General features: G+C 64.5%; 14 protein-coding genes. 4 read left to right on the forward strand and 10 right to left on the reverse strand.

The genetic code is table 11. The features are described from left to right. Nucleotides 1–15: 15 nt before the first annotated feature. Nucleotides 16–1,464, forward strand: coding sequence for an aspartate aminotransferase family protein (locus tag ACI48I_RS00660; protein ID WP_193688171.1), 1,449 nt, complete (start codon nt 16–18; stop codon nt 1,462–1,464). A 78-nt stretch (nt 1,465–1,542) separates the two neighbouring features. On the opposite strand, the gene ACI48I_RS00665 is transcribed toward ACI48I_RS00660, so the two are convergent. Further along, the gene (locus ACI48I_RS00665; RefSeq protein WP_498573048.1) at nt 1,543–3,003 is read right to left on the reverse strand and encodes a high affinity choline transporter 1; all 1,461 of its coding nucleotides are present in this window, start codon (nt 3,001–3,003) and stop codon (nt 1,543–1,545) included. A 132-nt stretch (nt 3,004–3,135) separates the two neighbouring features. Here ACI48I_RS00665 and ACI48I_RS00670 point away from each other — a divergent pair, with 132 nt between their 5' ends. Together ACI48I_RS00670 and ACI48I_RS00675 are read left to right on the forward strand one after the other, a co-directional pair. Then, nucleotides 3,136–4,623, forward strand: a complete 1,488-nt coding sequence (locus ACI48I_RS00670) for an aldehyde dehydrogenase (protein WP_498573049.1) — start codon at nt 3,136–3,138, stop codon at nt 4,621–4,623. Between the two features lie 70 nt (nt 4,624–4,693). After that, nucleotides 4,694–6,043, forward strand: coding sequence for a glutamine synthetase family protein (locus ACI48I_RS00675; protein ID WP_498573050.1), 1,350 nt, complete (start codon nt 4,694–4,696; stop codon nt 6,041–6,043). Nucleotides 6,044–6,156: 113 nt separating this feature from the next. Here ACI48I_RS00675 and thpR read toward each other — a convergent pair whose 3' ends face one another. From thpR to hda, 7 genes are all read right to left on the reverse strand, one after another. Beyond that, complete coding sequence (gene thpR, locus ACI48I_RS00680) at nt 6,157–6,681, reverse strand: RNA 2',3'-cyclic phosphodiesterase (protein WP_193688174.1); 525 nt, start codon at nt 6,679–6,681, stop codon at nt 6,157–6,159. 8 nt (nt 6,682–6,689) lie between these two features. Further along, nucleotides 6,690–7,547, reverse strand: a complete 858-nt coding sequence (gene panB / locus ACI48I_RS00685) for a 3-methyl-2-oxobutanoate hydroxymethyltransferase (protein WP_498573051.1) — start codon at nt 7,545–7,547, stop codon at nt 6,690–6,692. A 77-nt stretch (nt 7,548–7,624) separates the two neighbouring features. Next, complete coding sequence (locus ACI48I_RS00690; RefSeq protein WP_193688176.1) at nt 7,625–7,972, reverse strand: DMT family protein; 348 nt, start codon at nt 7,970–7,972, stop codon at nt 7,625–7,627. Nucleotide 7,973: 1 nt separating this feature from the next. Further along, nucleotides 7,974–8,447 (reverse strand): 2-amino-4-hydroxy-6-hydroxymethyldihydropteridine diphosphokinase, encoded by a 474-nt coding sequence (gene folK, locus ACI48I_RS00695; protein ID WP_193688177.1) that lies wholly within the window; start codon nt 8,445–8,447, stop codon nt 7,974–7,976. Further along, nucleotides 8,444–9,856: a polynucleotide adenylyltransferase PcnB gene (gene pcnB, locus ACI48I_RS00700; RefSeq protein ID WP_498573052.1), complete on the reverse strand. Its 1,413-nt coding sequence runs from the start codon at nt 9,854–9,856 to the stop codon at nt 8,444–8,446. The genes folK and pcnB overlap by 4 nt, the downstream gene beginning before the upstream one ends. Continuing rightward, nucleotides 9,849–10,523, reverse strand: coding sequence for a histidinol-phosphatase (locus ACI48I_RS00705; protein WP_193688179.1), 675 nt, complete (start codon nt 10,521–10,523; stop codon nt 9,849–9,851). Before ACI48I_RS00705 ends, pcnB begins: the two co-directional genes overlap by 8 nt. Next, nucleotides 10,520–11,230 (reverse strand): DnaA regulatory inactivator Hda, encoded by a 711-nt coding sequence (hda, locus tag ACI48I_RS00710; RefSeq protein ID WP_193688180.1) that lies wholly within the window; start codon nt 11,228–11,230, stop codon nt 10,520–10,522. Before hda ends, ACI48I_RS00705 begins: the two co-directional genes overlap by 4 nt. 305 nt (nt 11,231–11,535) lie before the next feature. Here hda and purM point away from each other — a divergent pair, with 305 nt between their 5' ends. Next, nucleotides 11,536–12,579 (forward strand): phosphoribosylformylglycinamidine cyclo-ligase, encoded by a 1,044-nt coding sequence (purM, locus tag ACI48I_RS00715; RefSeq protein ID WP_193688181.1) that lies wholly within the window; start codon nt 11,536–11,538, stop codon nt 12,577–12,579. Between the two features lie 60 nt (nt 12,580–12,639). Here the strand turns inward: purM and ACI48I_RS00720 are convergent, their stop codons facing one another. Both ACI48I_RS00720 and ACI48I_RS00725 read right to left on the reverse strand, forming a co-directional pair. Beyond that, on the reverse strand, nt 12,640–13,854 hold the full coding sequence (locus tag ACI48I_RS00720) for a 6-phosphofructokinase (RefSeq protein ID WP_498573053.1): 1,215 nt from the start codon (nt 13,852–13,854) through the stop codon (nt 12,640–12,642). Nucleotides 13,855–13,907: 53 nt separating this feature from the next. Further along, nucleotides 13,908–15,938 carry an alpha/beta hydrolase family protein gene (locus ACI48I_RS00725; protein ID WP_498573054.1) on the reverse strand — a complete coding sequence of 677 codons (2,031 nt, stop codon included), beginning with the start codon at nt 15,936–15,938 and terminating at the stop codon, nt 13,908–13,910. Between the last annotated feature and the right edge of the window lie 36 nt (nt 15,939–15,974).

The following is a 15,974-nucleotide window of genomic DNA, read 5'->3' on the forward strand; positions in this document are numbered from 1 at the left end:
AAAAGAGGTGCCATCATGGCAACCGACGAAACGGCGGTGCTTGCCGCCAGCATCACTTCCTTGAACGCTTCCACCGCGGAAGCGTTCGACACGCGCGCCATCCAGGAACTCGATGCCGCGCACTTCCTGCACCCCTTCACCGACCACGCGGCGCTACGCGACAAGGGCGTGCGCGTGATGGTGCGCGGGCAGGGCGTCCACTTGTGGGATTCCGAAGGGCAGCAGCTGATCGACGGCATGTCGGGCCTGTGGTGCGTCAACGTCGGCTATGGCCGCACCTCGATCTCGCAGGCGGTCTACCGGCAGATGGAAACGCTGCCCTTCTATAACAGCTTTTTTAATACGACCAATGTGCCGGCGGTGCAACTGGCGGCGGAACTGGTGGCGCTGGCGCCGCCGCAGTTCAGCCACGTGTTCTTCACCGGCTCCGGCTCGGAAGCGAACGACACGATCGTGCGCATGGTGCGGCGCTACTGGGACATCCTCGGCCAGAGCGAGCGCCAGGTCGTCATCAGCCGCCAGAATGCCTATCACGGCAGCACGATGGCCGGCGCCTCGCTGGGCGGCATGGCGGGCATGCATGCCCAGGGCGGCCTGCCGATTCCCGGCATCCGCCACATCGGCCAGCCGAACTATGCCGAACACGGGCATGGGCTGAGCGAAAACGCGTTTGGTCTCGTGGCGGCAGGCTGGCTGGAAGACGAAATCCTGGCCGTCGGAGCGGACAAGGTCGCCGCCTTCATCGGCGAGCCGGTGCAGGGCGCGGGCGGGGTCATCATCCCGCCGCCGACCTACTGGCCGGAAGTGCAGCGCATCTGCGACAAGTACGGCATCCTGCTCGTCGCCGACGAGGTCATCTGCGGCTTCGGGCGGCTCGGCGCCTGGTTCGGTTCCGAACTGATGGGAATGCGGCCCGACCTGATCAGCTTTGCCAAGGGCGTGACTTCGGGCTATGTGCCGCTCGGGGGCGTATTGGTCGGTAAACGCGTGGCGCACGCGCTGGTCGAGAAGGGCGGCGATTTCAACCACGGTTTTACGTATTCCGGCCATCCCGTGGCCTGCGCCGCGGCGCTGGAAAACCTGCGCATCCTGCGCGAAGAGCGTTTGATTGAAAAGGTGGCGCTGGAAACCGGGCCGCATTTAAAAGCGGCGTTCACCGAGCTGGCGACGCATCCGCTGGTCGGTCACGCCGAGAGTTGCGGCATGGTGGCGGGGTTGAACCTGGTGCGCGCGAAAGGTACATCGGTGCACGACTGCGTCCGCTTCGATCCTGCGCTGCATGTGGGGATGGTATGCCGCGGGCACATGTTTGACAACGGCGTCATCATGCGCGCGGTGGGCGACCGGATGATCGTGGCGCCGCCGCTGGTGATGACGAAAACGGAGATCGACGAGATGGCGGCGCGGATCCGGGATTGCCTGGATTTGACGCTGGCCGATGTGCGCAGCCGTGGCTGGATGTGATCGCGCATGGTGGGCACGGGGTGCCCACCCTACGTCCTAACGATGATCACAGGTCCGCATGGGCACGGCGTGCCCAGCCTACACGCTCACGCCGATCGTCTTCGATTTTTCCGTCCGGTTCTTGAGCACCTGCGGCGCCAGCGAACCGGCGAACATGCCCGCAAACGCCGCCAACAAGCCGGCCAGCTGTCCCGGGAAATGCTCGCCCAGCGAGGAAATCTGCGGGAAGAACAGAATCCACACGAACAGCCCGGCACCGATCGAGAAGATCGCGCCCTGGGTCGTCGCCCGCTTCCAGTACAGGCCCATGACCAGCGGCACAAAGGCGGCGACCAGGGTGACCTGGTAGGCCGACGACACCAGTTCATAGATCGACGTACCCTCCATCGCGATCGCGTAGGCCAGCACCAGCGCCGCGAAGACGACGATGGTCATGCGCATGGCGAACAGTTGCTGCTTGTCGTTCATGCCCGGACGCAGGTTTTTCAGGATGTTTTCCGTAAAACTGGTCGACGGCGCCAGCAGGGTGGCCGACGAGGTGCTCTTGATGGCCGACAGCAGGGCGCCGAAGAACAGGATCTGCATGATCAGCGGCATCTTGGTCATCACGAAGGTCGGCAGCAGGCGCTGGTAGTCGTTCTTGGCGATGTCCATGGCGTTGTCGCCCATCACGACCACGGCGGCGGCGACGATGAACATCGGCACGAAGCCGAACAGGATGTAGCTGGCGCCGCCGATCACGGCGCCGGTGCGCGCGGTGGGCGCATCCTTGGCCGACATGACGCGCTGGAACACGTCCTGCTGCGGGATGCTGCCGAACATCATCGTGATGGCCGCGCCGAAGAAGAAAATGATGTCGGTAAAAGTCGGCTCCGGCCACAGGCGCCACAAATCCGCATGCTGGGCCATGTCGAACACGCGGCCGGCGCCGCCGGCCAGGTCCGCCGCGAAGAAGGCGATGATCGACATGCCGATCACCAGCACGATCATCTGGATGAAATCGGTCAATGCCACGGCCAGGAAACCGCCGACCACGACATAGATCAGCACCGCCAGGGTGCCGATCACCATGCCGGCGGCAGGCGCCATCGCGCCGTTGGTCAGCACCGAGAATACCAGGCCGAGTGCCGTGATCTGGGCCGCGACCCAGCCGAGGTAACTGAGGATGATGGCGACCGAGCAAAAGATTTCGATGCCCTTGCCGTAGCGCTCGCGGTAGTAGTCGCCGATCGTCAGCAAATTGAGTTTATACAGCTTGGTCGCGAAAAAGAGACCCACCAGGATCAGGCAGGTGCCGGCGCCGAACGGGTCCTCGATGACTGCATTCAGGCCGCCCTGCACGAATTTCGCCGGCACACCCATCACGGTTTCGGCGCCGAACCAGGTGGCGAAGGTCGTCGTAATCACCATGATCAAAGGCAGGCTGCGCCCGGCAACCGCGAAGTCACTGGTATTCTTGATGCGCGTACCCGCCCACACTCCCAGCGCCAGCGTGCCCAGCAGGTAGAGCACGACACAGGTAATCAAGGTGTAGTTCATGGCAGTCACAGCTCCGGGGGAGTGAAAAATGTTCGGGCGGAAAATCGGCGATTATAGCGGCAGAACTTCGCCGCAGGATGGAGTCTGGTCCCTTTTTCGACGTGTTTTACTCACTTTGGAAGGAACGCTGGCATGTCCACAACACCTTGGCACGACCGCGCCGCCGCCCTGCGGATCGACGCCCGCGCATTCATCGATGGCGAACGCGTCGACGCCCGCTCTGGTGCGCGTTTCGATTGTCTCTCTCCGGTCGACGGCCGCAAGCTGGCCGAAGCCGCGCGCTGCGGCGGCGAAGATGTCGACGCGGCGGTAGCCAGCGCCCGTGCCGCCTTCGAGGACCGGCGCTGGGCGGGCAAGGCGCCAGCCGAGCGCAAGAAAATCCTGGTCCGCTTCGCCGACCTGATGTTGACCAATCGCGACGAGCTGGCGCTGCTCGAAACCCTGGATATGGGCAAGCCGATCCGCTACAGCCGCAGCGTCGACGTCCAGGCCGCGCAGAATTGCATCCGCTGGTATGGCGAAGCGATCGACAAACTCTACGACCAGGTCGCGCCCACCGCCGACAGCAGCCTGGCCCTGATCACGCGCGAACCGGTCGGCGTCGTCGCCGCCATCATCCCCTGGAATTATCCGATGCTGATGGCGGCCTGGAAGATCGGCCCGGCGCTGGCCGCCGGCAACAGCCTGATATTAAAACCCTCGGAAAAGGCGCCCTTGAGTGCGCTGCGCCTGGCCGAGCTGGCGCTCGAGGCCGGCGTGCCGGCGGGCGTCTTCAATGTCCTGCCCGGATTCGGCGACGAAGCAGGCCGCGCCCTCGGCCTGCACATGGACGTCGACTGCATCGCCTTTACCGGGTCCACCCGCACCGGCAAGCAGATCGTGCAAATGGCAGGCCAGTCGAACCTGAAACGCGCCTGGACCGAACTGGGCGGCAAGTCGGCGAACATCGTCTGCGCCGATTGCCCGGACCTGGATGCGGCCGTGTCCGCCGCCATCGGTTCCATCTATTTTAATCAGGGAGAAAGCTGCAACGCACCTTCCCGCCTGTTCGTCGACGCCTCGATCAAGGATGCCTTCCTCGATAAAGCATTAACAATGATCCCGGACTTCGCGCCCGGCGACCCGCTCGACGAAGCCACCGTGATGGGCGCGATCGTCGACCCGATCCAGATGAAAACCGTGCTCGGCTATATCGAGGCCGGCAAAGCGGAGGGGGCGCGCCTGCTGGCCGGCGGCAAGGCGGCGCGCGTGGAGAGCGGCGGCCTGTACGTCGAGCCGACCCTGTTCGACGGCGTCGACGCAAGCATGCGCATCGCGCGCGAGGAAATCTTCGGGCCGGTACTGTCGGTGCTGTCGTTTACGAGCCTCGACGACGCGGTGCGGCAGGCGAATGCCACGCCCTATGGCCTGGCGGCGGCGGTCTGGACGACGGACATCAGTAAAGCGATCCGCACGGCACGGGCACTGCGGGCCGGTACCGTGCACGTGAACCAGTACGACAGCGACGACATCACGGTCCCCTTCGGTGGCTATAAACAATCCGGCAACGGCCGCGACAAGTCGCTGCACGCCTTCGATAAATATACGGAGCTGAAGACGACCTGGATCCAGGTCGGGTAGGACGGCAGGGGCGGCGCTCCCTCCTGCGCCGCCGTGCTACATTGGCCGGCCTGGAATGCCGGGAGCCGAGATGAGCGCTGCAGTGCCCGATGCCATGCGCGATTTCCTGCGCGAGCACAACATCCACGAAGTCGAGTGCGTCATCGCCGACATGACCGGGATTGCACGCGGCAAGATCCTGCCGAAGGATTTGTTCCTGGACGGCGAACACATGCGCCTGCCGAAGAGCGTCCTGCTCAATACCGTCAATGGCGAGCAGCCGAACAATTTACCGTATGTCGGCGCCACCGATCCCGACATGGTCTGCGTGCCCGATGCGGCGACGATGCGGGTCGTGCCCTGGGCCTCGGAATCGGTGGCGCTGGTGATCCACGACTGCATGAATTTCGATGGCTCTCCCGTCGAACTCGCGCCCCGTTCGGTGCTGCGCCGCGTGCTCGGCCTGTATGCAGAGCGCGGCTGGAAGCCGGTGGTGGCGCCGGAAATGGAGTTTTATCTCGTTGCCAGGAATGTCGACCCGCACGTGCCGCTGATGCCGCCGATGGGGAGAAGCGGCATGACCGAACTCGGCCGCCAATCCTATTCGATCGACGCCGTCAACGATTTCGACCCCTTCTTCCTGGAACTCTCGAGCTTCTGTAAAACCCATGCGCTGGGCGTGGAGACCCTGATCCACGAGGCGGGGGCTGGGCAGATGGAAATCAATTTTGCCCATGGGGATGCGCTCGAGCTGGCCGACCGCGTCTTCCTGTTCAAGCGCGCCGTGCGGGAGACGGCGCTGCGCCATGGCATCTTCGCCACCTTCATGGCGAAACCGATGGAGACCGAGCCCGGCAGCGCGATGCACGTGCACCAGAGCGTGGTCGATGCACGCAGCGGAGAGAATATTTTTACGGCAGCCGATGGCGGACCGAGTCCGCTGTTCTTCCATTTTATCGGGGGCCTGGAGCGCTATGTGCCGTCGGCGCTGCTGATGTTCGCGCCGCACGTGAACTCCTACCGGCGCCTGTCGCGCTTCCAGTCGGCGCCGACCAACGTGCGCTGGGGCTACGACAACCGTACCTGCGGCATCCGCGTGCCCAATTCCACGCCGGAAAACCGGCGCGTCGAAAACCGGGTGCCGGGCGTCGACGTGAACCCCTATCTGGCGATGGCGGCCACCCTCAGCTGCGGCTACCTCGGCATGGTGGACGGCGTCGCGCCATCCGAACCGACCGACGACAGTGCCGAGCACATCCACGACGACCTGCCGCGCAACCTGGAGGATGCAATCCTGCGCATGCGCCAGTGCCCGCCGCTGTCGAACATGCTGGGAGACTTGTTCGTGCAGGCGTTTTGCGAAGTGAAAGAGCTGGAATTCGCGACGTTTAGCCGCGTGATCAGCTCGTGGGAGCGCGAGCATCTGATGCTGCTGGTGTGAAGCGTGGGCCGTAGGATGGCACTCGTGCCCACGCGGTGATACCTGACGGCGAGATCATTGAGCACGAAATCGGAGCCTGTCAGTATCACCGCGTGGGCGGAGCCCACCCTACGTTACGCAGCGGTTCCGTATTGCTGAATCACCGTATAGCCGCCGCCATTGCCGGGCTTCGATTCGACCAATGCATAGCCGTCGATCTTCCAGACCAGCGGCTCGGTCTCCGGCGGCACGACCACATTGTTGGCACGCCGCGCCAGCGTCACGTGCGGGCGATAGGTGCGCGCTTCCGGCTGCAAGCCGAGCGCGACCAGGGCAGACGATAAATTCGCATGCAGTTCGAGCAGCTCGGGCGGCTCCTCGTGCGGTTCCAGCACGGCCACGCCATGTGCCCACAGTTTCGGCACGCCGATCGACAGCGTGAACGGGGTAAATGGCACCGCAAACCCGCGCTGCAGCTCCGGCACCCGCTCGCTCGGCAATTCGCCCAGGAAGTGCAGTGTCATGTGCAGTTTGTCCGTATGCACCGGGCTGGCGCCGCGCGGCCAGTCCCAGGCGTCACGCCGTTCACGCAGCGCGTGACGGATCGCGGGATCTGGCCACAGCGCCAGGAACAGGCGGGTGCTCGGGACGCCGTCCATGTTTTACATTAAAAGCAGTGTTCCGGCGCCGGGAAGCTGCCGTCCTTCACGCCGGACACGTAGGCGCGCACGGCGCCTTCGATGCTGGTCTGGCCTTCCATGAAGTTCTTCACGAAACGCGCCTTGTGGCCTGGAAACACACCCAGCATGTCGTGCATGACCAGCACCTGGCCCGAGCAGTCGGGGCCGGCGCCGATGCCGATCGTCGGCACCTGCAGCAATTCCGTCGTCGCCTTGCCCAGCGCTGCCGGCACGGCCTCCAACAGCACGATCGCCGCGCCCGCCGCCTGCAGGGCCAGCGCATCGTTTTTCAGGCGCTCGGCGCCTTCATCGGTCTTGCCCTGCACCTTGAAACCGCCCAGCTGATGGACGAATTGCGGGGTCAGGCCGATGTGGGCGCACACGGGGATGCCGCGCTCGGCCAGGAAACGGACCGTGTCGGCCAGCCAGGCGCCGCCTTCGATCTTGACCATCTGGGCGCCGGCGCGCATCAGCGCGGCCGAGCTTTCCAGGGCCGCTTCCGGGGTGGCGTAGCTGGCGAAGGGGAGGTCGGCCAGGATCAGCGCGTTCTTGTTGCCGCGCGCGACCGAGGCCGTGTGGTAGACCATGTCGGCAAGGGTCACCGGCAGCGTCGAGGAATGGCCGGCGCAGACCATGCCGAGCGAGTCGCCGATCAGGAGGATGTCGACGCCGCAGCGGTCCATCAGCGAGGCAAAGCTGGCGTCGTAGCAGGTCAGCATGGCGATCTTGGTGCCGGCCGCGCGCATTGCCTGCAGCGCCGGGATGGTGACGGCCTTGGCGACGGGTTTAGCCGGGGCCGGCGCGTCGCCGCCCGTCATTTCCTTGCCCTGCAAATAAGCGCTCATGGTGATCCTTTTGAAAACAATTAATTCGACGGCGTAGTGTAATCCGCCGGAAAAAAACCTGCCGGAGCAGCTGCTTTTTAGCTACGGAAGATGAAATAGACGGCGCCGACCAGGCAGAGTGCGGCCCAGATGTAGTCGAGCTTGAACGGCTGGTCCATATAAAACATGGCGAAGGGGACGAACACGCTCAGCGTGATCGCTTCCTGCATGATCTTCAATTGGGCCAGGCTGTACTGGGTGGCGCCGATGCGATTCGCCGGCACCTGCAGCAGGTATTCGAACAGGGCGATGCCCCAGCTGATCAGGGCGGCGATATACCAGGCGCGGTTGTTCAGGCTTTTCAGGTGCCCGTACCAGGCGAAGGTCATGAAGACGTTCGACAGCGCGAGCAGGCCCGCGGTTTGGAAGAAGACAGGAATTTGCATGTTAGTCGAGGCGGACGATGGCCTGGTCGGCCACGCCCGGCAGATAATCGGCTGCGCGTCCGCGGCCGGGGATGAGGGTGTCGGGCGCAATTTCCAGCAGCGGCGCCAGCACGAAGGCGCGCTCGTGCAGGCGCGGGTGCGGTACTGTCAGGGCCGGGGTGGCGATGACCTGGTCGCCATATAACAGCAGATCGAGGTCGAGGGTGCGTGGCGCATTGCGATACGGCCGTTCGCGGCCGTGGTCGGTTTCGATGGCGTGCAGCGTCGCCAGCAGCGCGTGGGCGTCGAGGCTTGTTTCGATGACGGCCACGGCGTTGATGTAATCGTCGCCCGAGGAATCGATCGGCGCCGTGCGCCACAGGCTGGAAGAGGCCACCAGCCGGCAGCCGGATTGGCGCTCCAGGCGCGCCAGGGCGTCCACGACATTGCCGCGCGCATCGCCCAGGTTGGCGCCGATGCCGATGAAAGCGATCATTCCCGGATGTTGCTCACGGTCGGTGCGGAGTCGCTGGAGCCCGCGTTCGATCCCCCACCTGCATCGGCACCTTCACTGCTGCGGTTGCGCGGCCCACGGCGCGGCGCGCGCTTCTTCTTTTCGCCGGCGACGGGCGCCGGACGGTTGGCCTGGGTGACCAGGCGCTCGCGTTCGCCCGCTTCGGCCTCGTAGAAGGCGGTCCACCACTCGCCGATTTCCATCTCCAGCTCGCCCGACTCGCAGCGCAGCAGCAGGAAGTCGTAACCGGCGCGGAAGCGCGGATTCTCGAGCAATTTGTACGGCGCCTTGCCGGTGCGGCGTTCGAAGCGCGGCTGCATGGCCCAGATGTCGCGCATGTCGGTGGCGATGCGGCGCTGCAGGGCGAGATTGTCCGTTTGCGTTTCCAGCACGTCGTCGGCGGCCAGGTGCAGGGCCGGGATCGGCGCCTCACCGGCAGCCCGATACGCCGTCCATTTTTCGAGCACCTGGTGCCACAACAGCGAGGCGAACAGGAAGCCCGGCGACACGCCCTTGCCGGCTTTGACACGCGAATCCGTGGATTCGAGCGCAAGCGTCACGAACTTCATGCCGATCGGCTGCTCCAGCACCACGTCGAGCAGGGGCAGCAGGCCGTGGTGCAGGCCGGCCGAACGCAGTTCCTTCAGGCAGGCCAGCGCGTGGCCCGACAGCAGCAACTTCAGCATTTCGTCGAACACGCGCGCGGCGGGCACGTTGTCGATCAGGGGCGCCATCACCGGGATTGGCGCGCGCGTGGTCGGCTCGATCGTAAAACCGAGCTTGGCCGCGAAGCGCACCACGCGCAGCATGCGCACCGGGTCTTCGCGGTAGCGCGCTTCCGGCATGCCGATGATGCGCAGGGTTTTTTCGCGGATGTCGGCAATGCCGCCGTGGTAGTCCAGCACGCTTTGCGTGGCCGGATCGTAGTACATCGCGTTGATGGTGAAATCGCGGCGCGCGGCGTCCTCGTGCTGCGGTCCGAAATTGTTGTCGCGCAGGACGCGACCGTGCTCGTCCTTCGGCGCGTTGTTGCTGCCGTTGCCGCGGAAGGTCGTCACTTCCAGCAGCTCCTGGCCGAACATCACGTGCACGATCTGGAAGCGGCGGCCGATGATGAAGGCGCGGCGGAACAATTTTTTCACCTGTTCCGGCGTGGCGTCGGTGGCGATATCGAAATCTTTCGGTTTCACGCCCAGCAGCAGGTCGCGCACGGCGCCGCCGACGACAAAGGCTTTGAAACCGGCTTCCTGCAGGGTCTGCGTGAGCCGGATCGCGTTCGGCGACACGAGTTTTAAATCGATACCGTGTTCTTCCGGCCCGAGGACGACTGGTTCGGTGGGGTCGCGCTCGTCTTTCACGCCAAGGATTTTACGAATGAATTTTTTAATCATTGAAGAGATGGAGTAAAGGCCAGCCTTGGGCGTGTGCGTGGCTGGCGAGCGCGGCGCTCGGGTTGGTCGCGACCGGGTGGGAGACGATCGACAGCAGCGGAATGTCGTTGTGCGAATCGCTGTAGAAATGGCTGCTCTCGAAGCTGTCGAACGGACGGCCGAGACGCTCCAGCCAGGCGTGCATGTGGGTGATCTTGCCCGGCCCCGAGGTCGGCGTGCCGGCCAGTTTCCCGGTCAGCCGGCCGTCGGCATCGCGTTCCGGCATCGCCGCGATGTGGTGCTCGACGCCGAACAGCTTTGCGATCGGCGCCGTGATGGTGTGGTTGGTGGCGGTGATGATCGCCACCAGGTCGCCGGCCTCCTGGTGGCGCCTGACCAGCGCCAGCGCCTGCGGCTGGATCGCCGGTTCGATCACCTCGCGCATGTACCGCGCGTGCATGGCCGCCAGTTCGTCGGGCGCGAAACCGGCCAGGGTGCCGAGGGCGAATTCGAGGTATTCGACCGGGTCGAGCACGCCGGCCTGGTATTGCGCGAAAAATTCATCGTTGCGGCGCGCATAGGCGGCCGCGTCGACGGCCCCGATGCGCACCAAAAACTGGCCCCACTCGTAGTCCGAGTCGATCGGCAGCAAGGTGTGGTCGAGGTCAAACAGGGCAAGCTTGTTCATTGTTTAGTATCCGACTGCGTGGAGTCCGGCTGCGCAGCATCGGCCGGCGGATGTGAGAGCAGCAGGTCGCGCAGCAGGGGCAGCGTGACCGGGCGCTGGGTCTCGAGCGAGTACTGGTCGAGGGCGTCCAGCATCGTCGCCAGCGAGCGCATGTCGCGCTTGAAGTGAGACAGCAAATAGGGTAACACGCTGGCCGACAGGGTCAGGCCGCGCGCCTCGGCCGCCTGCGTCAGGGCGGCGATCTTCTGGTCGTCGGACAAACCGTGGATCAGGTAGATCAGTCCCCAGCCCATGCGCGTTCTCAGATCTTCGCGTACCGGCAGCACGGCCGGCGGCACCGGGCCGGTCGAGACCATGTAGGCGCCGTGTTCGCGGATCTGGTTGAACAGGGCGAACGCGTCGATCTGGGCGGCCGGGCCGAGGCGGTCGCAATCGTCCAGCAGGTACAGGGAAATGTCGGGCGAGTAGACAAAGTCGGCGGCCGGGGCGCTCGCTGCGATGTAGCGCGAGTTCGGGGTGCTCGCCAGCGCCTGCAGCAGGTGGGTCTTGCCGGCGCCTGTATCACCCCACAGGTAGGCGAAATGCTCGCGCGATGCACGCTGCGCGAACTGGTGCATCAAGTGCGCCAGTTCGGCATTTTCCCCGACCTGGAAGGTATCGAGGCTGTGCGCCGGCTCGGCGCCTAAATCGAGCACCAGCTGCTTCATGGCGATCGTCTCATCCTGGTTGTGTCATACGCATGCGGCATTATAGAAGCTGCCGGGCTGACAATGGAAACGCCGGCGTGGCGTGCTGCGCAGGGGCGGGCCTGGACGCTTCGTGCGGCTGCCTTCGGGAGCGCCGGCGCAAGGCGTGGCGGACTGTGCTCCAGATGGCGGGAAGAGGGCATGTTTTTCTTGTTATCTCGGTTTGGCGGGTAGGCCGGGCTGTTTTGTTAAAATAGCGAATTGACCGGAATCAGTGGTTGATCCCGTCCTCGCCTTCTATTTTACCGCCTCCGCTGCCAAATACCATGAGCCAACCATCTAATGTTTCTCTCTCCTACCGCGACGCAGGTGTCGATATCGATGCCGGCGACGCTCTGGTCGAAGCGATCAAGCCGTTTGCCAAGCGCACCATGCGGGAAGGCGTGCTCGGCGGCATCGGCGGTTTCGGCGGGCTGTTCGAGATCAGCAAGAAGTTCAAGGAGCCGGTCCTGGTCTCGGGTACCGACGGCGTCGGCACCAAGCTGAAACTCGCATTCGAGCTGAACCGCCACGACACGGTCGGCATCGACCTGGTCGCCATGAGCGTCAACGACATCCTGGTGCAGGGCGCGGAACCGCTGTTCTTCCTCGACTATTTCGCCTGCGGCAAGCTGGACGTGGCGACCGCGACCGCGGTAGTCAAGGGCATCGCCGAAGGCTGCGAACAGTCCGGCTGCGCGCTGCTCGGCGGCGAGACCGCCGAAATGCCGGGCATGTACCCGGACGGCGAATACGACCTGGCCGGCTTCGCGGTCGGCGCGGTGGAAAAATCGCAGATCATTGACGGCAGCAAGATCACCCCGGGCGACGTGGTGCTGGGCCTGGCCTCGTCGGGCATCCACTCCAACGGCTATTCGCTGGTGCGCAAGATCATCGCGGTGGCCAAGCCGGACCTGGAAGCCGATTTCCATGGGCGCAAGCTGTCGGACGTGCTGATGGCGCCGACCCGCCTCTACGTCAAACCGCTGCTGGCGCTGATGGCGTCGATGGAAGTGAAGGGCCTGGTCCACATCACCGGCGGCGGCCTGGTCGAAAACATCCCGCGCGTGCTGCAGGACAATCTGACGGCCGTGCTCGATGGCAAATCGTGGACCATGCCGCCGCTGTTCCAGTGGCTGCAGCAGCACGGCGGCGTGGCGGATGCCGAAATGCACCGCGTGTTCAATTGCGGCATCGGCATGACGGTCATCGTCTCGAAAGAGAATGCGGACGCGGCCATGGCCCAGCTGCAGGCAGCCGGCGAGACCGTCTATCGGATCGGCGAGATCCGTGCCCGCGAAGAGGGGCAGGCGCAGACCGTGGTGCTGTAAGCGTTTGTATGCTCCAAGGAAAAGGCGCCCGCAGGCGCCTTTTTTGTTGCTGCACCATATTTAACGTGCCAGGATCTTGTCGACCCTTGCCCCGCGCAAGCGGAACGCGTCCGGCATGCCGGAGCCGAGCAGGGGCCGCAAATAAAGCCGGAAGGCATCGGTCACATCGGTACCGCTCTCACTGATGAATTCGTCTTCCATGGTGCGCGTCTTGCCGGCAACCTGGTCCAGCGGCAATAACTCGTAGTCGACCGAATAAAAGCCCGTGCGGCGGATGACGACCGAGCCATCGGCGTTTCCCCACATCGCGAACTGCACCGCCTTTTCGCCGACCTCTCTCGCCTCGCGCTGGTCGACGTCGGACACACAGCCGATGAAGGAGCGCTGCAGGTAGCCAAAGGTATCGCCGCGTACGCGCTTGATGCCGAGCCTGCTCTTGATTTCCTCGCACAGCAGGTCGGCCAGCGCGCCGGTGCCGGACAGCTGCACGTTGCCGTGGGCATCCTTTTCGATTTCCTTGGCCAGCAAGGTGACGATCGGCTCGCCGGCGGCGTCATGTACCCCCTCGGAGACGGCGATCACGCAGCGCCCGTAGCGCTCGTAGGCCGCCTTGACGTCGGCCAGGAAGCGCTCCAGCTCGAACACGCGTTCGGGCAGGTAAATCAGGTGCGGGCCGTCGTCGGGAAATTTTTTACCCAGGGCAGAGGCGGCGGTGAGAAAACCCGCATGGCGGCCCATCACGACGCCGACGTAGACGCCGGGTAATGCCGCATTGTCGAGATTGGCGCCGGCAAAGGCCTGGGCGACGAAGCGTGCCGCCGAGGGAAATCCGGGCGTGTGGTCGTTGCCGACCAGGTCGTTGTCGATGGTTTTCGGGATGTGGATCGAGCGCAACGGGTAGCCGGCGGCACGCGCCTGCTCGCTGACGATGCGCACCGTGTCGGCCGAGTCATTGCCGCCGATGTAGAAAAAATGTTCAATCTCGTGCGCGCGCAGGACGTCGAAGATGCGCGTGCAATAGGCGGTGTCGGGCTTGTCGCGGGTCGAGCCGAGCGCGGAGGAGGGCGTGGCCGCCACCAGTTCCAGGTTGTGGCTGGTTTCCTGGGTGAGGTCGAGGAAGTCCTCATTGACGATGCCGCGCACGCCGTGCAGGGCACCGTAGATGCGCGTCACGTTGCGAAAGCGGCGCGCCTCCAGGGTCACGCCGACCATCGACTGGTTGATGACGGCGGTCGGACCGCCTCCTTGTGCAACGAGGATCTTGCCTGACGACATATACACCTCCTTGATCAAAGCGACGGATGACCTCCCGCCAGATTACTACTGAATCACTGTTGCGTCGCCCCCGAGCCGATGTTCTTGTCCAGGAATTTCTCGACCCGGCTCCAGAAATCGATGCTGTTTTTCGGCAGATAAAAGCCGTGGCCCTCGGCCGGGTATTCGATCCACTCGACGTTCGGGTTGTTGCGTTTGACGGCCGCGTAGAACTTGGTGCCATGGTCGATCGGTACGCGCAGGTCAGCGCCGCCATAGGCCAGCAGCAGCGGCGCCTTGATGCGCGCCGCCTGTTCGATCGGCGAGGTCGCCTTCAGCTGCGCCGCGTCCTTGACCTGGTCGCCGATCAGTTCCGGCATGCCATAGCGCTTCCATTCGTCGGACATGTCGCTGCGGTGGTTGGCGCTGCTGTACATCAGGTTGATGTCGGTGACGCCGACCCAGTCGACGCCGCATTTATAGAGGTCGGGGTCGTTCACCAGGCCCATCAGGGTGGCATAGCCCCCGTAGCTGGCGCCGGCGATGCAGATGCGCTTCGGATCGGCAACCCCTTTTTCGATGGCCCAGCGCACGCCGTCGGCGAGGTCGTTCTGCATGGCCAGTCCCCATTGCTTGAAGCCGGCCTGGTAGTGGGCGGCGCCGAAGCCGGTGGTGCCGCGGAAGGAGGGCTCGAGCACGGCATAGCCGCGCGAGGCGAGGAACTGCGATTCCGGATTCCAGCCCCAGGTGCTGCCGCGCACCCAGGGGCCGCCATGCACCAGTACCACCAGCGGCAGCTTGGCCTGCGTGCTGCCTGGCGGCATGGTCAGCAGCGCCGGAATGTCGAGACCGTCGCGCGCCTTGTAGCTCAGCGCCTGCTGGCGGCCCATCTGTTTCGGGTCGATGCCGGGATGGGTGTCGCCGACCTTGTTGAGCAGCTTGGTATCGCGGTTGAACAGATAATAGGTCGACGGAATGGCATCGGAATAAGCACGTACCAGCAGCCACGGCGTCTGCGCATGCTGGGGCGGCGCGCCGAGCAGGTTGATCGTGGCCGGCAGCAGCTTGTCCACGGTTTCCTGCGCTGCCTTCATGGCCGGGTCGAACCATTCGGTCGAAGTGGCGTCGGTGGTGAACTGCATGCCCAGCACCTTGTCGCGGCTGGTGATGATCCTGCCGGAGAAATCATAGCCTTTGGTGCTCACCAGCGGTTCCGCGCTGAGCTGGCCGGTGGCGAGATCGAGCGTGTACACGGCGCTGGTGTCGCGGCCGCGGCGCGTGCTGACATACAGTTTGCCGTCCGGACCGAAGGCGAGGGGCGTGATGCTGTTCTCGGCGTCGCCGTACGCTTTATAACTGGTCAGCTTGCGCCATTCTTTCGTTGCCGGGTCGAGATAATGGATGGACACCATGTCCTCCTTGATGCCGACCGCAATCCGCGGCTCGCCCTTGTGGTCGAGCATCCAGCTGGTGACGTCTTCCTTCGGACGGCTCACTTCCTGCACTTGGCCGGTGACCGTGTTCAGGCGCAGCAGGCCGGTGCGCGCCGTGCGGTAGTCGGTTTTGAACGCCAGGTCGCGCACATAGACATAGTCGGAATCCTGGGAGCCGCGCCCGGACAGCATGAAGGTATGCCAGGGCAGCAGGCGAGGACCGGTGCGTTGTCCCGTGCGCTGGCCGGTCCGCACGTCGCCGGTCTCGGCCAGCTGTACCAGGTTGCTGCCGTCGCGGTTGACGGCAAACAGGCCCGGCGCATAGTCGTCGTCGCCCTCGGCAACCTTCTTGTCGCCCACGTTGAAGAGCAGGCGCTCGTTGTTCACCCATTGGAAGCTGCCGATGTCGGCATCGTTGTACGAGGCCACGATCTTGCCGGTATTGGTCTGCAGGTCGACCACGACCAGATAGTCGCGCTGCCCCGGTGCACTGCCGCGCGCGGCAATCGCGCGACCATCCGGCGACAGCAGCCCGCCATTGAAGGCGGGACTGTTGAAGAAACGTTCGATCGGCGGCAGGGCGGGTGCGGCCTGGGCCTCGATAACGGGAGCGGCCCACAGCGACAGCGCGAGCAGGCCGGCGTGGAAAAGGGGGGTGCGAACGAATGACATGCTGGGATTTCCTGGTCGAGAGAAAGGGAGCAGTTA

It is taken from the genome of Massilia sp. LXY-5, assembly GCF_059801075.1.